Here is a 15,505-nt window from a genome sequence, read left to right on the forward strand (position 1 = left end):
GGGCAGCCACCGGGCCAGCTTGTCCGTATAAGGCGCGGTTTTGGCCGCCTCGGCCAAAATTGCTTGCTACCCCCTGCCTTATGCCCACTTCGACCCTTTCCCGCCTCGCAGCCCTCGGCTTGCTCGGGGCCCTCACCAGCTGCGCCATCACCACCGAAAAGGAGCGCTCCAAGGCCGTGGCCACCAGCATCTCCGCGCCTCCCGCCGCCCTGCTCCCCGCCGACTCGGCCGCCAGCGTGGCTGCGGCCGCCCCCGCCGCGCCGCCCGTCGACTCGACCGGGGCGGCCCGCTCGGCACCCGATGCCCGCGCCGGCCAGCTCGCCACCGAGGGCCCCGGCGCTGGGGCCCCGGCCGTGGCGCCCCCCGCCGTGGGGGCCCGCGAGGCATCGGCCGAGCGCAGCCGCGAGAAGAAGATGACCAATGCCGAGTACCGCCAGATGCTGGCCACGGCCGACGCCGCCCTCAAGGCCCACCCCAAAGACGCCGCCGCCCTGCTCCAGCGCGCCAAAGCCAAGAGCTACCTGCACGAGTACCCCGCCGCCCAGCTCGACTACTCGGCCGCGCTGCGCTACCAGCGCAACAACCCCGACGCCTACTACAACCGCGGCGTGAACCACCTGATGATGAAGCGCTACAAGGCCGCCGCTGCCGACTTCGCCGGGGCCCTCCGCTACCGGCCCGACGACAAGGAATCGTTCTTCGGCCGCGGCGTGGCCAAGATGCAGATGAACCAGTACAAGCCCGCCGTGGCCGATTTCACGCACGCCATCCAGCTCGATTCGGCCTACGCCGACGCCTGGGAATACCGAGGCATCAGCTACGCCTCGTTTGATAAGCTGCCCGAGGCCCGCCGCGACCTGGAGCACGCCACTACCCTCAACCCCGTCGCCGCCAAAAGCCTGCGCCGCTACGTGGGCCACGACGGCAAGGAGCCCATCAAGGCCGCGCCCATGCGCACCGCGCGTCCCACGGCCGTCCGGCCCTAGGGCAGGTTTAAGCCTGTTGTTAGGGCCCCGTATAAAGGGAGGTAGGGGCGGGGCTTGCCTCCGCCCTGCCGCTCGCGTCAATTCACCGATTTCGTTCAACGACGGGCGGGGGCAAGCCCCGCCCCTACTCCATCCACTCTATTTTCCGCCGAACAGCAGCTTGAAGTAGAAGCTGGGCTTGCGCAGCCGCTCGCGCAGGTCCAGGTCGAGGAACATGGCGGAGAGGGTTTCGGCCAGCGTGGGGTTGTTGGCGGCGCGGTTGGCCACGATGTTGAACAGGCTGGGGAAGTTGAGCAGGCGCTGCATGGCGCGGCTCAGGCGCAGCTCCTGCCAGAGGCGGTTGTACACGGCCTTGTCGTAGTTCTGGAGGAATTTTGGGCTGAAATCGCCGCTGGCCACGGCCTGGGCGGCCCACACGGCGGCGTGGCGCCCGCTCACCATGGCGTGCGAAATGCCCTCGCCCGAAAACGGGTCGATGAGCGAGCCGGCGTCGCCGAGCAGCAGGTACTGGGGCCCCGACAGCGGCCGGCGCTTCGAACCCAGCGGCAGCCCGAAGCCGCGCACGGGCCCCAGCCGCTCGGCCTGCGCGAAGCGCGGGGCCAGGGCCGGGTGGGTGGCCAGAATCTCGTCGAGGCGCTGGCGCAGGTTAATTTTTTTGGCCGCCACCGTCTTCGAGAGCATCCCCACACCCACGTTGGCCTGGCCGTTGGGCAGCGGGAACACCCACAGGTAGCCGGGCAAAAATTCCTTGATGAAGTGCAGCTCGATGAAATTATCGGGGCTGAGGCCGGCCACGCCCTGGTAGTAGGTGCGCAGGCCGGCGCAGTGGTGGTCGGGCTCCAGAGCGTGGCCGGCCACCTGGCGCGCAAACGCCGACTGGGCCCCGTTGGCCACCAGCAGCAACTTGCACTCGGCCAGCAGGTTGCCGGCTTTGTCAAACAGCTGCCAGCCGCCGGCGGGGGTGCGCTCGGTGCGGGCCACGTCCACGTTTTCGCGGAAGTCGATTTCGGGCCGCTGGCGCACTTCGTTCACCAGGAAATTGTCGAAATCGAGGCGCTTGGCCACGTGGCCGGCGGCGCGGTCGGTGGCCTTGTCGAACTTGGGCTTGAAGGGAATGGCCAGGCGGCGGCCGTTGGGCGCGAAGAAGTCGATGCCCCAGCTCGGCACCTGCGTGGGCAGGGCCCCCAGCCGGGCGGGCAGCGCCTCGTCGATGCGCTTGAGCTCCATCAACACCTTGCCGCTCAGGGCGTCGCCGCACACTTTGTCGCGCGGGAAAGTGGCGCGGTCGAGCAGCAGGCAGGGCTGGCCGGCGTTGGCCAGGTGCAGGGCGGCGGTGGCCCCGCCGGGCCCTGCGCCCAGGATGCAGATGTCGTGGTTCGCTGTCATTCCGAGCGCAGCGAGGAATCTGAGGTGCAGAGCATGGGGCAAAGGTCGCTACCAGGGCCCCAGATTCCGCGCTGCGCTCGGAATGACAAGCGCCCCTACCTTCGCCCCATGAATCAGACTCTCGCCGGAAAAGTAGCCCTCGTGACCGGGGCCTCGAAAGGAATTGGCCGCGCCATTGCCGCGCATTTTGCCCAGCTGGGGGCCCAGGTGGCCTTCACGTATTTGTCGTCGGTAGAAAAAGGCCAGGCCCTGGAGGCCGAGTTGGCCGCCCACGGCGCCAAGGCCAAGGGCTACCGCTCCGACGCCTCGGACTACGCCCAGGCCGAAAAGCTGGTCGAGGACGTGCTGGCCGACTTCGGCAAGCTGGACATCCTCGTCAACAACGCCGGCATCACGCAGGACGGCCTGCTGATGCGCATGAGCGAGCAGCAGTGGGACAACGTGCTGACCGTGAACCTCAAGTCGGTCTTCAACCTCACCAAGGCCGCCACCAAGCCCATGATGCGCGCCAAAACCGGCTCCATCATCAACATGACCAGCGTGGTGGGCATCAAGGGCAACGCCGGGCAGGCCAACTACGCCGCCAGCAAGGCCGGCATCATTGGCTTCACCAAATCGGTGGCCCTGGAGCTGGGCTCGCGCAACATCCGCTGCAACGCCGTGGCCCCGGGCTTCATCGAAACCGAAATGACCGAGGCCCTCGACGCCAAGCAAGTGGACGAGTGGCGCAAGGCCATCCCACTCAAGCGCGGCGGCTCGCCCGACGACGTGGCCAAAGCCACCGCCTTTTTGGCTTCGGACGATTCGAGCTACATCACCGGTCAGGTGCTGCAAGTGGATGGCGGCATGCTGACGTAGTAGAAATTGCCATGAAATTGGCTAACGAACAGGATCCACTTGAAACATCGGCTATTCGAAATCGTCAGGATTTTGCACGCTTCTTAAGTCGTTTGCTTATTGATTATCAAATCAATGGCAAAGATTGGGAGAACCAAAATCTTGGCGATTTTTTAGAAGCTTTAGCAGCTTATGCAACTGATATTGACGGTTACTACCTCAATATCTCATCGACTGATGAATTAGCAGTAAATGCAAATGTCGCCAGTTGGCGCGTTTTTGCTGATATGCTGCGCGGTGCTACGATCTACGAGTAGTTGAGCAATTACTATAGCACAATGCCCACATCCCAAGAACACGCCGCGCACGATGACGCAGCCGCGGAGGAGCAGATAATCAGCGACGTAGCGAAGTACGGGTTTCACGTAGTGGTAGTGCCCAGCGATGGGTACTCACCCGGTTTTGCCTACACCGTTGGGCTGTTCAAAACCTACGGCTACCCGGAGCTCATCTGCTTTTCGCTGAACCAGGACTTGATGCACTCGATGTTTTGGACGGCGAAGGAGCTGTTCGACCAGCAACCGCAGCCGGACCTTGCCCTCGGCTACCCTGATTTTATCGGCGACTTCGACGTGCGCTTCCTACGGGTTGCCAAAGCCAACTACGGTGATTATTTCGGCTACGGCCGCTGGTTTTACAAGGGCTGGGATTTCCCCGCTTTGCAAATCGTGTGGCCGGATAAGCAGGCCCTTTTCCCGTGGGAAGAGGGATTCACCGCGAGCTGGAAATTCGGCCAACCCTTGCTCGACCGAAACCATGATTTCAAGTTTCGGGAGGAGCACGGCCTGAACGTCTACACCACGCGCCAGGTTTTGGAAGGCCAACCCGTTCTACACGTAGTGCACGACGACGAAGGCAACTGGCAGTTTCTCAGCAATGCACAATACGATGACAACGACCTAAGAATGGTCGCGCTGATAGAAATCGTGGCCCAAGACCCAACCGTTAACGAGCTGTTCCAACTGAATTATGGTTGGCAAGCTCAGCGGGAAGCGATTGGTGGGAAGTGGCAAAAGGAGGCGTTTGAGGACGAGGAAGACGGCGCGGAATAAACCGCTGGCTTTTCCCCCTCGCTCTGCTCCCAGCGACCGCCCTCCTACCCGCGCCCGCCGGGTGGCTACGGCGCTGGGGGCCCTACTTGCGCAGGCGTTGGGAGCGCAGAAACACGCCGGCGGATTATTACACCACTGGGCAGTGTCGTTTCGCAACTTAATCAGGACTTACGCCAATGGGCTGCTGACCAGCCCCGGAGGGCCGGCTAGGGGCCCCGGCCAGCGCTAGGACAGCCAGTTGGCCTTTACTTCCTCGTAGGTGGCGAGCACGGCATCTTTCTCGTAGTCGGTGGCCAGGGTTTCTTCGGCGTGGCGGAGCAGCAGCTGGGCCTGCGCTTCCACCGCGGCTTTGCGCTCGGCCGAGCTGGCGTCTTCGCCCACCTGGCCCAGCGCCCGCAGCAGGCGCCGAAACAGCGCGTGGTTGCCCTTGGAATTGATGCGCACCAGGTCGAAGGCCAGCTTCACGTAGCCGGAGAAGTCGCGGGCCGGCATCAGCACCAGCACTTTGGCTTCGGTTTCGGTGGTGCGGAGCGTGGCTGGGAAGGGCCGCCCGGCCAGGCGCTGCACCAGCAGCCCCAGGTGGTCGACGGCCATGATGGCCGTGGTGGTGTCGTTGATGCCGGGCGAGAGGGCCTTCAGGGCAATGTCGACCAGCTGCTGCACCCCAAAGGCCACGTCCTGCCCGATGCTGCGGTGCGACTCCAGCCGCACGCAGCGCACCAGGGCCGCGTGCTCGTCATCGGAGAGGGTGGCCGCCGCGGCCTGCGGCTGGTAGCTGATCAGGCGGTTGCCCTCGCCCACGAAGGCCCCCACCGGCTGCTCGACGCGCAGCCAGGCTTGGTGCTCGGTGGCCCAGGCCAGCAGGGCGGCCGCGTCGATGTGCTGCACGTAGCCCGTTTCGGTGGCGCGCACCGACCGCCAGTGGGGCCGGGCCGCGGCCTCGCGCCAGGCCAGGTACAGGGCGGGGGTGTCGGCGGGGGCCCCCAGCGCCTCGGGGAAAAGCTCCTCCACGGCCTCCCGGCTCTGGCGGCTGATGCGCTGGAGGATGGTGTCGGTTTGCAGCGACTCGGCGATGTGGTGGATGAAGTAGATGAGCGCCGCCACGCCGCCCAGGGCCAGGGCCAGGCCCACCATGACGGCGGTGCTGGGCACGAATTTCTGCTCGTCGGTGCCCCGGATGGTGCCCAGCACGAGCAGGCAATAGGCAAACACGCCCACGAAGTAGCCCATTACCACTTGGTTGCCCCGGTCGCGCATGAAGTTGCGCAGCACCCGGGGCGAGTACTGGCTGCTCACCTGCGAGATGGTGGAGAGCGTGAGCGAAAACACCAGCGCCGCCACCGTCAGCATCGAGCCCGCCACCGCCGTGAGCATGCTGCGTGAGCCCTGGGCCCCCACCCCAAACAGCAGCGGAAAATTCTTGGCCCCGTCAAACGAGGTGCGGCTGTCGAACTCAATCAGCCCGTACGCCAGCCCGCAGGCCCCCAGCACCATCAGGGTGGGCACAAACCATAAAGAATCGTGCAGGCGCTGCCAGGAACGGCGAAAGAGGGAAAGCATGGGCGGCTACGGACTGGTTAAACTGGGCTCGTGTACGGCCAGGGCCCCGGTTCCGCCGGGTGGGCGGGGGCCCCAAGCTGGCATTTTTATCGGTATTTGCGTAAGGCCATGCCAAGCTGGGCCGTTGCGCGGGCCTTCTGCCAGTGCTACGGCCGGCCGCTGCCCCTTTTCCCCGCTTCTTATCTCCCCGCTTCTTACGCTATGACTTTTGCTGCTCTCCGCTGGTTGCGCTCGCACTTCGACCTGTCGTCCGACATGGCCGAGCCGGCCGAAATAATGACCGACGTTGAGGACGGGCTGGTGTTCAAGGGCACCAACCTGTGGGTGCTCATCTTCGCCATTCTGGTGGCCTCGGTGGGGCTGAACGTCAACTCTACGGCCGTTATCATCGGGGCCATGCTCATCTCGCCGCTCATGGGGCCCATCGTGGGCATCGGCTTCGGGGCCGCCACCGTGGAGGTCGACCTCATGCAGCGGGGCCTGAAAAACCTGCTGATTGCCGCCGGCCTCAGCCTGCTGGTATCGGCCGTGTACTTCCGGCTCACGCCCCTCACCGATGCGGGCTCCGAGCTGCTCTCGCGCACCTCGCCCACCACCTGGGACGTGGCCATTGCCCTGTTTGGCGGGGCGGCCGGGGCCATCGGCTTCACCCGCCGCGAGCGGGGCAACGTGGTGCCCGGCGTGGCCATTGCCACCGCCCTCATGCCGCCGCTTTGCACGGCCGGCTACGGACTGGCCACGGCGCACTGGGGCTACCTGTTTGGGGCCCTGTACTTGTTTTTTATCAACTGCGTGTTCATCAGCCTGGCTACGTTTCTGGTGGCCCGCATCCTGCCGCTGCCGCAGCACCAGTTCGACAGCGGCCGGCGCGGCCAGTGGGTGCAGCGCGGCATCTGGATTGTGGCGCTGCTCACGGCGGGCCCCAGCGTGTACCTGGCCGTGGGCATCGTGCGCAGCACCGTGTTCACGCACAACGCCCAGCAATTCATCGACGAGCAGCTGAGCCTGCCCGGTACTTACGTGGTCACGCGCCGCGTGGAGGCCGATACGCACACCGTCAACGTGCTGCTGGCCGGCCAGCGCCTCAAGCCGGCCCAGCTGCGCACGGCCCGCGCGCGCTTGGCAAAATACCGCCTCACAGACGCCAAGCTCACTGTGCGCCAGGGCCTGGCCGGCCTCGACTCGACCGATACCCGCGCCCTGCGCACCAGCCTGCTTGAAGACGTGCGCAGCCGCAACGAGCAAACCCTGGCCGGCTACGACACCCGCTTGGCCCAGCTCCAAGAGCTGCTGGTGCGCCCCAGCGCCCCCTCCGCCCCCGCCCTGCCCGCGCCGGCCGCCCTGCTGCGCGAGGTGCAGGTAGAGCACCCCACCGTGCGCCAGCTCGGCCTGAGCCGCCTGGTGCGCCCCGCCGCCGATTCGCTGCGCGCCGATACCACCGTGGTGGTGGCCCTGCGCGTGAGCCGGGCGCTGCCCGCCGCCGAGCAGCAGCGCCTGCGCCAGTGGCTGAGCCTGCGCGCCGGCACCCAGCAGCCCGTGCAGCTGCTGGTCGAAACGCAGCCGGCACCCCCCGCTCCGGCCGGGCGCAAGCGCTGAGCAGCTAGGAGCGCGGGGCTGGGGCCCTGGCTTACGCCCGCCTTGACTTTTAGCCGATGGGGTTGTTTCCAGAAATCAGCCTCCGGGCCCCGCCGCGCCCACGCTCGGGCTGGTGCTGCACACCACCGTCACCAGCGGCTACGACGTGCCCTGGGCGCAGGTGCACCAGCTGCTCATCGCGGCGGCCCTGGGGGCCGGGGGCATCCTGCCCGAGCCCCAGCCCTTCGTGCTTCAAACCAGCCTCGACGACGACTACGTGAGCTACCAGCTCAACGCCTACACCCGCGAGGCCAGCCGCCAGGCCGTGCTCTACTCGCGCATTCACCAAAACATTCAGGACGAGTTCAACAAGGCCGGCGTCGAAATCATGTCGCCCCACTACCGCGCCCAGCGCGACGGCAACCAAACCACCATCCCCGCCGATTACCTGCCCAAAGACTACGCAGCCCCGAAGTTTCGGGTAGATGGCGGGGAGTAGCGTGATTTAGACTGAAGCTGTTTGGGCAGTCTGGAAATTCAAAAATCGAACCGCATGCTGAGCGCCGCCAAGATTCCCAGAGCGGTATTCAGGTTAGTAAACGTGGCAACCGCTCTAAAATAAGCGCCACCGTTGGCGCAGGACAAAAGATTGTTTTTGGTACCTTCGTAGGTGTGCGGCTGGCCAATTGTTTGCGCCGCACGTTTACTAAACATGCCTCACCCTACCCTGGCTGGCCCTCTGGCCGCCGACGCGGCTCCGGAGGAGCTACTGCACACCCTGCTCGAGGTGGCGCTCACCGGGTTTATCCTCTTCCGGCCGGTGTACGCGGCGGCAGGCGCGGAAATCGTGGACCTGGCCTACGAGTACCTCAACCCCGCCGCCCAGCAGCTGCTACGGCTGCCCCAGTGCCCCCCCGAGTCATTTCTGACGCGCTTCCCGAAGGCCGGGCCGGCGGGCATCTTCGCGTTCTACCGCGACGCTTTTCTCTCGGGCGAAACGCAGCGCGAGGCGTTCAACTTCCAGCACGACGGCCTCGACGGCTACTTCCACTTGGTGGCCCGGCGGCAGGGGCCCCGGCTGGTGGTGAGCTTTCTGGACACCGACGCCCCGCTGCCCGGGGCCCAGGCGCAGGCCCTGCGCCAGAGCCAGGCCCGCGAGCAGGCCGCCCTGGCCGAGGCCGAGCGCCAGCGCGGCGAGCTTCAGCGCGTGTTTGAGCAGGCCCCGGTGGCCGTGGCCGTGTACCGGGGGCCCCAGTACATCATCGAGCTGGCCAACCCCACGGTGTGCCGGCTGTGGGGCCGCACCCCCGCGCAGCTGCTTGGCAAGGGCTTGTTTGAGGCGCTGCCCGAGGTGGCCGGCATGGGCTACGAGGCGCTGCTGGACGGCGTGATGGCCACCGGCGTGCCCCACGTGGCCCAGGCAATGGAAGCCCAGCACGACCGCAACGGCCAGCGCGAAACCGTGTTCTGGGATTTTGTGTACGTGCCTTTGTACGAGGCCGATGGCCGCATCTACGGGGCAATGGTGGTGGCCACCGAAGTTACGGAGCAGGTGCTGGCCCGCCGCCAGTTGCAGCAGCTCAACGAGGAGCTGGAGCTGCGCGTAACGGCCCGCTCGGCCGAGGCCCACACCGCCCTGTTTGAGGTGGAGCGGCAGCGCGAGCAGCTGCGGATGCAGCAGCGCCTACTGAGCCAGATCCTGGGCCAGGTGCCGGCCGCCATTGCCACGCTCAGCGGCCCCGAGCACCGCTTTTCGTTTTTCAACGACCAGTACCAAGCCATTGTCGCCGGCCGCGCTGCGCTGGGCCGCACCGCCGCCGAGGCGATGCCCGAGGTGCAGGAGCAGGGCTTTATTGCCTTGCTCGACCAGGTATATGCCACGGGCCAGCCCTTCGTGGGCACCGAAACCTCGATTATGCTGCACGACCCGGCCACGGGCCGGGCCGAGCTGCGGTACGTAGACTTCATCTACCAGCCCCTCTTCGACGGCCAGCAGCACCCGCAGGGCATTCTGGCCTTTATCATCGACGTGACCGACCGGGTGCGGGCGCGCAAGCAAACCGATACGCTGCAAGCCGCCATGCTGGCCGTGGTGCAGCGCCAGGCCCAGCAGCGGCAGGAGCTGTTTCAGATCTTTGAGCAAACGCCGGTGGCCATTGTGCTCCTGCGCGAGCCCGACCACCGCATCGACTATTTCAACCCCGCCTTTGAGGAGCTATTTCCGCCCGAAGTGTGGGCGGGGCCCCTGCAAGGCCACACCCTGGCCGAGGTGTACCCGCGCATCAAGCTGGCGGGCCTGGTTGAGCTGATGGACCGGGTGTACGCCACCGGCGAAAGCCAGGTCGTGCTCGACATGCCGCTCGAAAAGCTCCAGCCCGGCAGCCCGCGCTACGTCACGTTTGCCTACCAGGCCTACCGCGAGCAGGGCCGCATCACGGGCGTGGCCGCTTTCGTGTACGACGTGACCGACCAGGTGCTGGCCCGCCACCAGGTGCTGGCCCTGAACGAGGAGCTTGCCGCCAGCAACGAGAAAATGCGGGCCACCAACGCGGCCCTGCACACCACCAACGCCCAGCTCACGCGCACCAACGCCGACCTCGACACGTTCGTGTATTCGGCCTCGCACGACCTCAAGTCGCCCATCACCAACATCGAGGGGCTGCTGGGGGCCCTGCGTGAGCACCTGCCGCCCAACGCGTTGCAGGAGCCGCTGGTGCCGCGCCTGCTCGATATGATGGGCGGCGCAGTGGCGCGCTTCCAGCAAACGCTGGGCCACCTCACCGACATCTCCCGCCTGCAAGAGGCCACGCTGCACCAGCCCGCCGAGGCCATCGACCTGCCCGCCCTGGTGGAGGCCGTGCGCCTCGACATATTGCCCGAGCTGGCCGCCGCCGGGGCCACCCTCGCCGTGGACCTGGCCGCGTGCCCCACGGTGCACTTCTCGGCCAAAAACCTGCGCAGCATCATCTACAACCTGCTCAGCAACGCCGTGAAGTACGGGGCCCCCGGCCGGCCCACCGCGGTGCTGCTGCGCGGCTACCGCCTCGCCGGCCAGGTGGTACTGGCCGTGCACGACAACGGCCTAGGCCTCAGCCAGGTGCAGCAGGGCGAGCTGTTTCGCATGTTTCGGCGGCTGCACAGCCACGTGCCCGGCTCGGGCGTGGGCCTGTACATGGTGAAGAAAATGGTGGAAAACGCCGGCGGCACCATCGCCGTGCACAGCGAGCTGGGCGTGGGCTCCACCTTCACCGTTTCGCTGCCCCAGGCGGGCTAGCCCTTATTCTTAAAACAACATCCCCCCCTTATTTTGGAAAAGCTATCCAGTGTGCTGCTGGTCGACGACGATTCGACCAATAATTTCTTAAACGAGCTGCTGTTCAAGAGCCTGGAGGTGACGGACCGGCTGCTGGTGGCCGAGGGCGGGGCCGAGGCCCTGGAGCTTATCGGGCGCCTGCCCGGCCCCGCCGAGGAGCCCGCCCTCATCCTGCTCGACGTGAACATGCCCGGCATGAACGGCATCCAGTTTCTGGAAGCCTACAAGCAGCGGCCCCAGGCCGAGCGGCGAGCCACGGTCATCATCATGCTCACGACCACCATGGACGCCCGCGACCTGAGCCGCCTCGACGAGCTGCACATCGACGGGCTGGTGAGCAAGCCGCTGACTAAGGAGAAAATCGAGGACATTCTGCGGCTCCACTTCCAGCGCTAGCGGGCGCGGGGCCCCCAGCCCCGCCGCCAACGGCCACCCAAAACTACCGCTGGCCGCCATGATGGGGGGCTACCTGCTGGCCCAGCGCCTGCACGTATCGGGGCCCCTGGCCATGGTGGTGGCCGGCCTACTGGTGGGCGACTTTGCCCGCCAGGACGCCATGAGCCGCAAAACGGAGGACTACGTGGACAAATTCCGGGAGCTGATTGACCTGATTCTCAACGCCTTGCTTTTTGTGCTCATCGGCGTGGAGCTGCTGGTCATCAAGTTCGAGTGTTCGTATTGGTTCATCAGCGGGCTGGCGGTGGTGCTGGCCCTGGCCCTGTCCATCAGCAATGCCGTACCCCACAAGGGGGTCATCATGGCCATCACCTAAGCCGTGGTGCTGTTCTCGGTCATCGGCCAGGGCCTCACGCTGGGCAAGCTCATCCGCCGGCTCTACCCGGAGGGCCAGTAGGCCCAGGCATTGAATCTATTAGGTGATAATGGATAACGTTCTTGAGATGCCGGGCCCGCCGGGGGCCCCGGCAAAAACGGGGGCGCAAAAAACCAACCCCACTACTTAACTGCCTGGGGCCCCACGCGGGCGCAACGCCCCGGCCACCCGCCCCGTTTACCTCGACTATGAAGCAACTGTTAACCGGGCTCCGCTACGTGCTGGCCGCTGCGGCCGTGCTGGCGGTGGCGCTCACGCTGGTATCGGTGGTGCCCCGGCCCATTTGGTGGGTGCAGGCCGCGGGCTTTCCGCGGCTGCAGGCGCTGGCCGTGCTGGCCGTGGCGCTGGTGGGCCTGTTGCTATTGCGGTGGCCGGCGCACCCGCGGGTGCGGGGGGCCCTGGTGCTGGCCAGTGCGCTGGCGCTGGCGGTGCAGGCTTCTTTCTTGTGGCCCTTCCTGCCCCTGGCGCCCAAGGCCGTGCCCGACGCCACCCCCGCCCAGGCCCGCGACTCAACCAACCGCCTGCGCATCCTGGTCATCAACGTACTGATTAAGAACCGCGAGGATGCCCGCCTGCGCCGGCTGGTGCAGGCCCTGCGGCCCGACGTGGTGCTGGCCCTGGAGCCCGACGACTGGTGGGCGCAGGCCCTGAAGCCCCTGCACGCCAGCTACCCCTACCGCGTAGAGCTGCCCCGCGCCGATGCCTACGGGCTGATTTTGTACTCGCGCCTGCCGCTGGCCGCCACCCAAGTGCAGGACTTGCTGCAGCGCGGGGTGCCCTCGGTGCGCACGCGGCTGCGGCTGCCCAGCGGCCGGGAGGTCGATTTTTTTGGCATCCACCCCACCCCGCCCATTCCCGACAACTACCCCGACGGCGTGGGCCTGCGCGGCCTGGCGCTGCACAAAGTGGCCACCATGGTGCGGGGCAATGCCCGGCCCACCATCGTGGCTGGCGATTTCAACGACGTGAGTTGGTCGGGCACTATTGCCCAGCTGACCCAAGACGGGCAGCTGCGCGACGTGAACCGCGGGCGCGGCTTCTACAACACCTTCGATGCCCGCTCGCACCTGGCCCGCTGGCCGCTCGACCATTTTTTTGTGAGCGCCCCGTGGCGGGTAGTCGAGTTGAAACGGCTGCCCGACGTGGGCTCCGACCATTTTCCGCTGTATGTTGAACTGGCACTTTCGGCGGAGTAAATTGCACTGCGCCAGCTGTATTTCTTTTTTTCACTCTTTATTTTTCCCATGTCAGTCCGTACCCCCCTCCTCTCCCTCACCTTGCTGCTGGCCAGCGGCTTGGCCCTCAGCAGCTGCCAATCGGCCCCCGATGCACCCGTGGCGGCCGACCTCAACTCGGCCAGCCCGGCCGTGGCCGAGCAAGCCCAAAAAGTACAAGTGTTAATCAGCCAGGTAGAGCGCCAGAAGGCCGTGATCGAAACCGAAAAAACCAAGCTTAACGGCATCGAGCAGCAGCTCGACGGGGCCCGGCAAAACCTGGAAGGCATCAAGAAAGAGGTAAAGGCCACGCCGTAAGCGGGGCCCCCGGGCACTAAGGAAATTCCCCTGGGGGCCCTGTGGCGCAAGCTTCGCAGGGGCCCCGGGGGCTTTTTTTAGGGCCCCGGGGGGCGCTACTTGGGCCGGTTGGCCGGCCGGTTGCGGTCGAGCACGATGCCCAGGGCCAGGTTTTGGCTGTACTGGAAGCCCTGGTCCTGGTTGTAGTCGTAGAGCACGATGCCGCCCAGGCTCACGTTGAGCAGGGTGTTGATTTTGGCCGTGAGGGTGAGGTCGAGGCGGTGCGAGGTATCGACGAGGCGGGGGCGGGCGTAGTCCACAAACAGCACGTAGCGCACCTTGAGGTCGGCGTTGGGGCCCAGGGGCTGCTCGAGCTGGGCCAGGGCCTGGAAGCCCACCTGCCAGAAAGCAGAGCGGCCGGGCTTTACGCCGTAGATGGTGGTGTCGGCGGGGATGCGGAAGCGGTCGGGCTGGCGCACGATGGTGACGCGCGGGGCCAGCGGGGCCAGGCGCAGGTTGAAGCGCTCGTTGGGGTGAAACTCGGCCCCGAAGGAGCTGGTGAGGTAGCCCGGGGCCAGGAAGCTGGAGATGAGCGTGGCCTGGCCGTCGTCGGCGTAGTTGAAGCCGGCAGCAAACTGCGAGAGCAGGTTCATGGCCGTGAACAGGCCCCACTTTTTGGTGAGGTCGTAGCCGTACTTGGTATCGAGGTAAAGCCGGTCGTTGGTTTTGCGGTAGCCGCCCTCCTCGCCCTGCGTGTACTGGCCGGCGTAGAGGAAATCGGCCTCGCCGTTCCAGTTGTGGTGGCCGTGCTCGTAGCGGGCCGTGCCGTTGAACAACAGGCTGAGGCCCAGCGAGCTGGTACCACCGCTCTTCCAGTTTTTGGAGATGAGCGCCTCGTTGGCGTTGAGGCCCGCCCGCAGGTGGGTGGCCCAGTAGCGCACGCTGTCGGCGGGAATGGCGCGGGGGGTGGGGGTGGTTTGGGCAGCGGCGGGCAAGGCCAGCGCCCACAGCCAGGCAGTGTGGGTAAACAGTATCTTCATGCGTGAAAAATGGTGGGAAATAGGGCCCCTGGCGCCGGCCAGGGGCCCCAGCGCCGGCCGGGGCCAGGGCCCCCGGGGGCCGCCAGCGGGCCCGAAGCGGCCAGGCCGGGCGGTTTACCCCCGAAAATTACCGCCTTTTCCGGGGCGCTTTCCGTAAACCGTGCATCACCGTAAGCTCATCCAAGGAGCTGCTTGGTTTCCAGCCGGTTTCTGGTGGGCCCCAAGTGGCCGATGCCCCGGTAACTATCGTCCCACTTTTGCTAACGCGGCCCCCCGCCGCGCCCCGACACCGTATGGATTTTTCAATTGCCTGGCGACAAATCAACCAGATGGGCCGCGACTTTATGGCCCTGCTGCCCAACCTGGTTTTTGGCATTGTCGTCTTCGTGGCCTTCCTGTACGGGGCCCGCGGGGTGCGCTCGCTCGTGCAGCGCTTCACCCAGCACCGCCAGAGCCAGGGCCTCAACATCCTGCTCAGCCGCCTGGCCTACGTGGCCACCCTCATCCTGGGCGTACTCGTCACGGTCACCATCGTGGTGCCCAGCTTCACGCCGGCCAGTCTAATCAGCGCCCTGGGCGTGGGCGGCGTGGCCATCGGCTTTGCCTTCAAAGACATCTTCCAGAACTTCCTGGCCGGGGTGCTGCTGCTGCTCACCGAGCCCTTCAAACTCAACGACCAGATTAAGTACAAAGACTTTGAGGGCACCGTGGAGTCCATCCAGACCCGCGCCACCACCATCCGCACCTACGACGGGCGGCGGGTGGTGATTCCCAACGCCGAGCTGTTCATCAACGCCGTGACCGTGAACACGGCCTACGAAACGCGCCGCTTGCAGTACGACATCGGCATCGGGTACAGCGACGACATTGCCACTGCCCGGAAGCTGATGATCGAGGCCATGCGCGGCGTGGACGGCGTGCTGGCCGACCCCGCCCCCGAGGCCATCGTGGTGGACCTGGCCGGCAGCAGCGTCAACATCCGCGCCCGCTGGTGGATTAACCCGCCCCGCCGCGCCGACATCATGGACGCGCAGGACCGGGTGCTCGAGGCCATCAAAAACCAGCTCACCGCCCACGGCATCGACCTGCCCTTCCCGACCCAGCAAATCCTGCTGCACGACCAGACCGAAGTGACCGACGGCGACCGCAATACCCAGCGCGAAGGTTGGCCCGCCGGCAAAGGCGACGTGCCCCAATCGCGGGCCGAGCACCAACGCGCCGAGCGCCAGGCACGCCAAGACGCCCCCGAAAAGCCGACCGAAAAGGAGCCCGCCGCACCGGCTGCATAAGGGCGCAGGGCCCCTAAATCGCAAGGGTCATTAGCCAGCAAGGCGGTCATGTTGACCGCCTTGC

The 15,505-nt window shown here is 66.1% G+C and carries 15 protein-coding genes; 12 read left to right on the forward strand and 3 right to left on the reverse strand.

The features are described from left to right. Positions 1 to 80: 80 nt before the first annotated feature. Positions 81 to 986 carry a tetratricopeptide repeat protein gene (locus tag EAH73_RS02085; RefSeq protein WP_140464731.1) on the forward strand — a complete coding sequence of 302 codons (906 nt, stop codon included), beginning with the start codon at positions 81 to 83 and terminating at the stop codon, positions 984 to 986. 138 nt (positions 987 to 1,124) lie between these two features. Here the strand turns inward: EAH73_RS02085 and EAH73_RS02090 are convergent, their stop codons facing one another. Then, on the reverse strand, positions 1,125 to 2,372 hold the full coding sequence (locus tag EAH73_RS02090) for a geranylgeranyl reductase family protein (RefSeq protein ID WP_140464733.1): 1,248 nt from the start codon (positions 2,370 to 2,372) through the stop codon (positions 1,125 to 1,127). A gap of 108 nt (positions 2,373 to 2,480) precedes the next feature. Between EAH73_RS02090 and fabG the strand changes: the two genes are divergently transcribed. The 3 genes from fabG to EAH73_RS02105 are packed head-to-tail and all read left to right on the forward strand — an operon-like array spanning position 2,481 to position 4,321. After that, a complete protein-coding gene (gene fabG, locus EAH73_RS02095) occupies positions 2,481 to 3,230 on the forward strand; it encodes a 3-oxoacyl-[acyl-carrier-protein] reductase (protein ID WP_140464735.1) in 750 nt (249 codons plus the stop codon). Positions 3,231 to 3,241: 11 nt separating this feature from the next. Beyond that, positions 3,242 to 3,526: a hypothetical protein gene (locus EAH73_RS02100; protein WP_140464737.1), complete on the forward strand. Its 285-nt coding sequence runs from the start codon at positions 3,242 to 3,244 to the stop codon at positions 3,524 to 3,526. A 21-nt stretch (positions 3,527 to 3,547) separates the two neighbouring features. Next, positions 3,548 to 4,321 carry a DUF4262 domain-containing protein gene (locus tag EAH73_RS02105; RefSeq protein ID WP_140464739.1) on the forward strand — a complete coding sequence of 258 codons (774 nt, stop codon included), beginning with the start codon at positions 3,548 to 3,550 and terminating at the stop codon, positions 4,319 to 4,321. A 225-nt stretch (positions 4,322 to 4,546) separates the two neighbouring features. On the opposite strand, the gene EAH73_RS02110 is transcribed toward EAH73_RS02105, so the two are convergent. Further along, on the reverse strand, positions 4,547 to 5,881 hold the full coding sequence (locus EAH73_RS02110; protein WP_140464741.1) for a DUF2254 domain-containing protein: 1,335 nt from the start codon (positions 5,879 to 5,881) through the stop codon (positions 4,547 to 4,549). Positions 5,882 to 6,082: 201 nt separating this feature from the next. On the opposite strand from EAH73_RS02110, the gene EAH73_RS02115 reads away from it, so the two are divergent. The 7 genes from EAH73_RS02115 to EAH73_RS02145 all read left to right on the forward strand — a co-directional run bounded on the left by EAH73_RS02115 (position 6,083) and on the right by EAH73_RS02145 (position 13,133). Next, the gene (locus EAH73_RS02115) at positions 6,083 to 7,477 is read left to right on the forward strand and encodes a DUF389 domain-containing protein (protein WP_161599421.1); all 1,395 of its coding nucleotides are present in this window, start codon (positions 6,083 to 6,085) and stop codon (positions 7,475 to 7,477) included. A 112-nt stretch (positions 7,478 to 7,589) separates the two neighbouring features. Next, positions 7,590 to 7,955: a mechanosensitive ion channel domain-containing protein gene (locus EAH73_RS02120; protein WP_240047104.1), complete on the forward strand. Its 366-nt coding sequence runs from the start codon at positions 7,590 to 7,592 to the stop codon at positions 7,953 to 7,955. Positions 7,956 to 8,168: 213 nt separating this feature from the next. Then, complete coding sequence (locus EAH73_RS02125; RefSeq protein ID WP_140464746.1) at positions 8,169 to 10,730, forward strand: PAS domain-containing protein; 2,562 nt, start codon at positions 8,169 to 8,171, stop codon at positions 10,728 to 10,730. Between the two features lie 33 nt (positions 10,731 to 10,763). Further along, on the forward strand, positions 10,764 to 11,165 hold the full coding sequence (locus EAH73_RS02130; RefSeq protein ID WP_240047105.1) for a response regulator: 402 nt from the start codon (positions 10,764 to 10,766) through the stop codon (positions 11,163 to 11,165). Between the two features lie 58 nt (positions 11,166 to 11,223). Further along, complete coding sequence (locus EAH73_RS02135) at positions 11,224 to 11,541, forward strand: cation:proton antiporter (protein WP_240047106.1); 318 nt, start codon at positions 11,224 to 11,226, stop codon at positions 11,539 to 11,541. Between the two features lie 248 nt (positions 11,542 to 11,789). Continuing rightward, complete coding sequence (locus EAH73_RS02140) at positions 11,790 to 12,797, forward strand: endonuclease/exonuclease/phosphatase family protein (protein WP_140464748.1); 1,008 nt, start codon at positions 11,790 to 11,792, stop codon at positions 12,795 to 12,797. Positions 12,798 to 12,845: 48 nt separating this feature from the next. Further along, positions 12,846 to 13,133 (forward strand): hypothetical protein, encoded by a 288-nt coding sequence (locus EAH73_RS02145; RefSeq protein WP_140464750.1) that lies wholly within the window; start codon positions 12,846 to 12,848, stop codon positions 13,131 to 13,133. Between the two features lie 95 nt (positions 13,134 to 13,228). On the opposite strand, the gene EAH73_RS02150 is transcribed toward EAH73_RS02145, so the two are convergent. Then, positions 13,229 to 14,152, reverse strand: a complete 924-nt coding sequence (locus EAH73_RS02150) for a DUF3078 domain-containing protein (RefSeq protein WP_140464752.1) — start codon at positions 14,150 to 14,152, stop codon at positions 13,229 to 13,231. 293 nt (positions 14,153 to 14,445) lie between these two features. Between EAH73_RS02150 and EAH73_RS02155 the strand changes: the two genes are divergently transcribed. After that, positions 14,446 to 15,441, forward strand: coding sequence for a mechanosensitive ion channel family protein (locus EAH73_RS02155; protein WP_140464754.1), 996 nt, complete (start codon positions 14,446 to 14,448; stop codon positions 15,439 to 15,441). Positions 15,442 to 15,505: the final 64 nt, after the last annotated feature.

This window comes from Hymenobacter nivis (assembly GCF_006439025.1).
Lineage (GTDB): Bacteria > Bacteroidota > Bacteroidia > Cytophagales > Hymenobacteraceae > Hymenobacter > Hymenobacter nivis_A.

Excerpts from the sequence above, each read along its gene's own strand:
- EAH73_RS02085 (WP_140464731.1), top strand. The coding sequence starts at position 81 with ATGCCCACTTCGACCCTTTCCCGCCTCGCAGCCCTCGGCTTGCTCGGG.
- EAH73_RS02090 (WP_140464733.1), bottom strand. The coding sequence starts at position 2,372 with ATGACAGCGAACCACGACATCTGCATCCTGGGCGCAGGGCCCGGCGGG.
- fabG (WP_140464735.1), top strand. The coding sequence starts at position 2,481 with ATGAATCAGACTCTCGCCGGAAAAGTAGCCCTCGTGACCGGGGCCTCG.
- EAH73_RS02100 (WP_140464737.1), top strand. The coding sequence starts at position 3,242 with ATGAAATTGGCTAACGAACAGGATCCACTTGAAACATCGGCTATTCGA.
- EAH73_RS02105 (WP_140464739.1), top strand. The coding sequence starts at position 3,548 with ATGCCCACATCCCAAGAACACGCCGCGCACGATGACGCAGCCGCGGAG.
- EAH73_RS02110 (WP_140464741.1), bottom strand. The coding sequence starts at position 5,881 with ATGCTTTCCCTCTTTCGCCGTTCCTGGCAGCGCCTGCACGATTCTTTA.
- EAH73_RS02115 (WP_161599421.1), top strand. The coding sequence starts at position 6,083 with ATGACTTTTGCTGCTCTCCGCTGGTTGCGCTCGCACTTCGACCTGTCG.
- EAH73_RS02125 (WP_140464746.1), top strand. The coding sequence starts at position 8,169 with ATGCCTCACCCTACCCTGGCTGGCCCTCTGGCCGCCGACGCGGCTCCG.
- EAH73_RS02135 (WP_240047106.1), top strand. The coding sequence starts at position 11,224 with ATGATGGGGGGCTACCTGCTGGCCCAGCGCCTGCACGTATCGGGGCCC.
- EAH73_RS02140 (WP_140464748.1), top strand. The coding sequence starts at position 11,790 with ATGAAGCAACTGTTAACCGGGCTCCGCTACGTGCTGGCCGCTGCGGCC.
- EAH73_RS02145 (WP_140464750.1), top strand. The coding sequence starts at position 12,846 with ATGTCAGTCCGTACCCCCCTCCTCTCCCTCACCTTGCTGCTGGCCAGC.
- EAH73_RS02150 (WP_140464752.1), bottom strand. The coding sequence starts at position 14,152 with ATGAAGATACTGTTTACCCACACTGCCTGGCTGTGGGCGCTGGCCTTG.
- EAH73_RS02155 (WP_140464754.1), top strand. The coding sequence starts at position 14,446 with ATGGATTTTTCAATTGCCTGGCGACAAATCAACCAGATGGGCCGCGAC.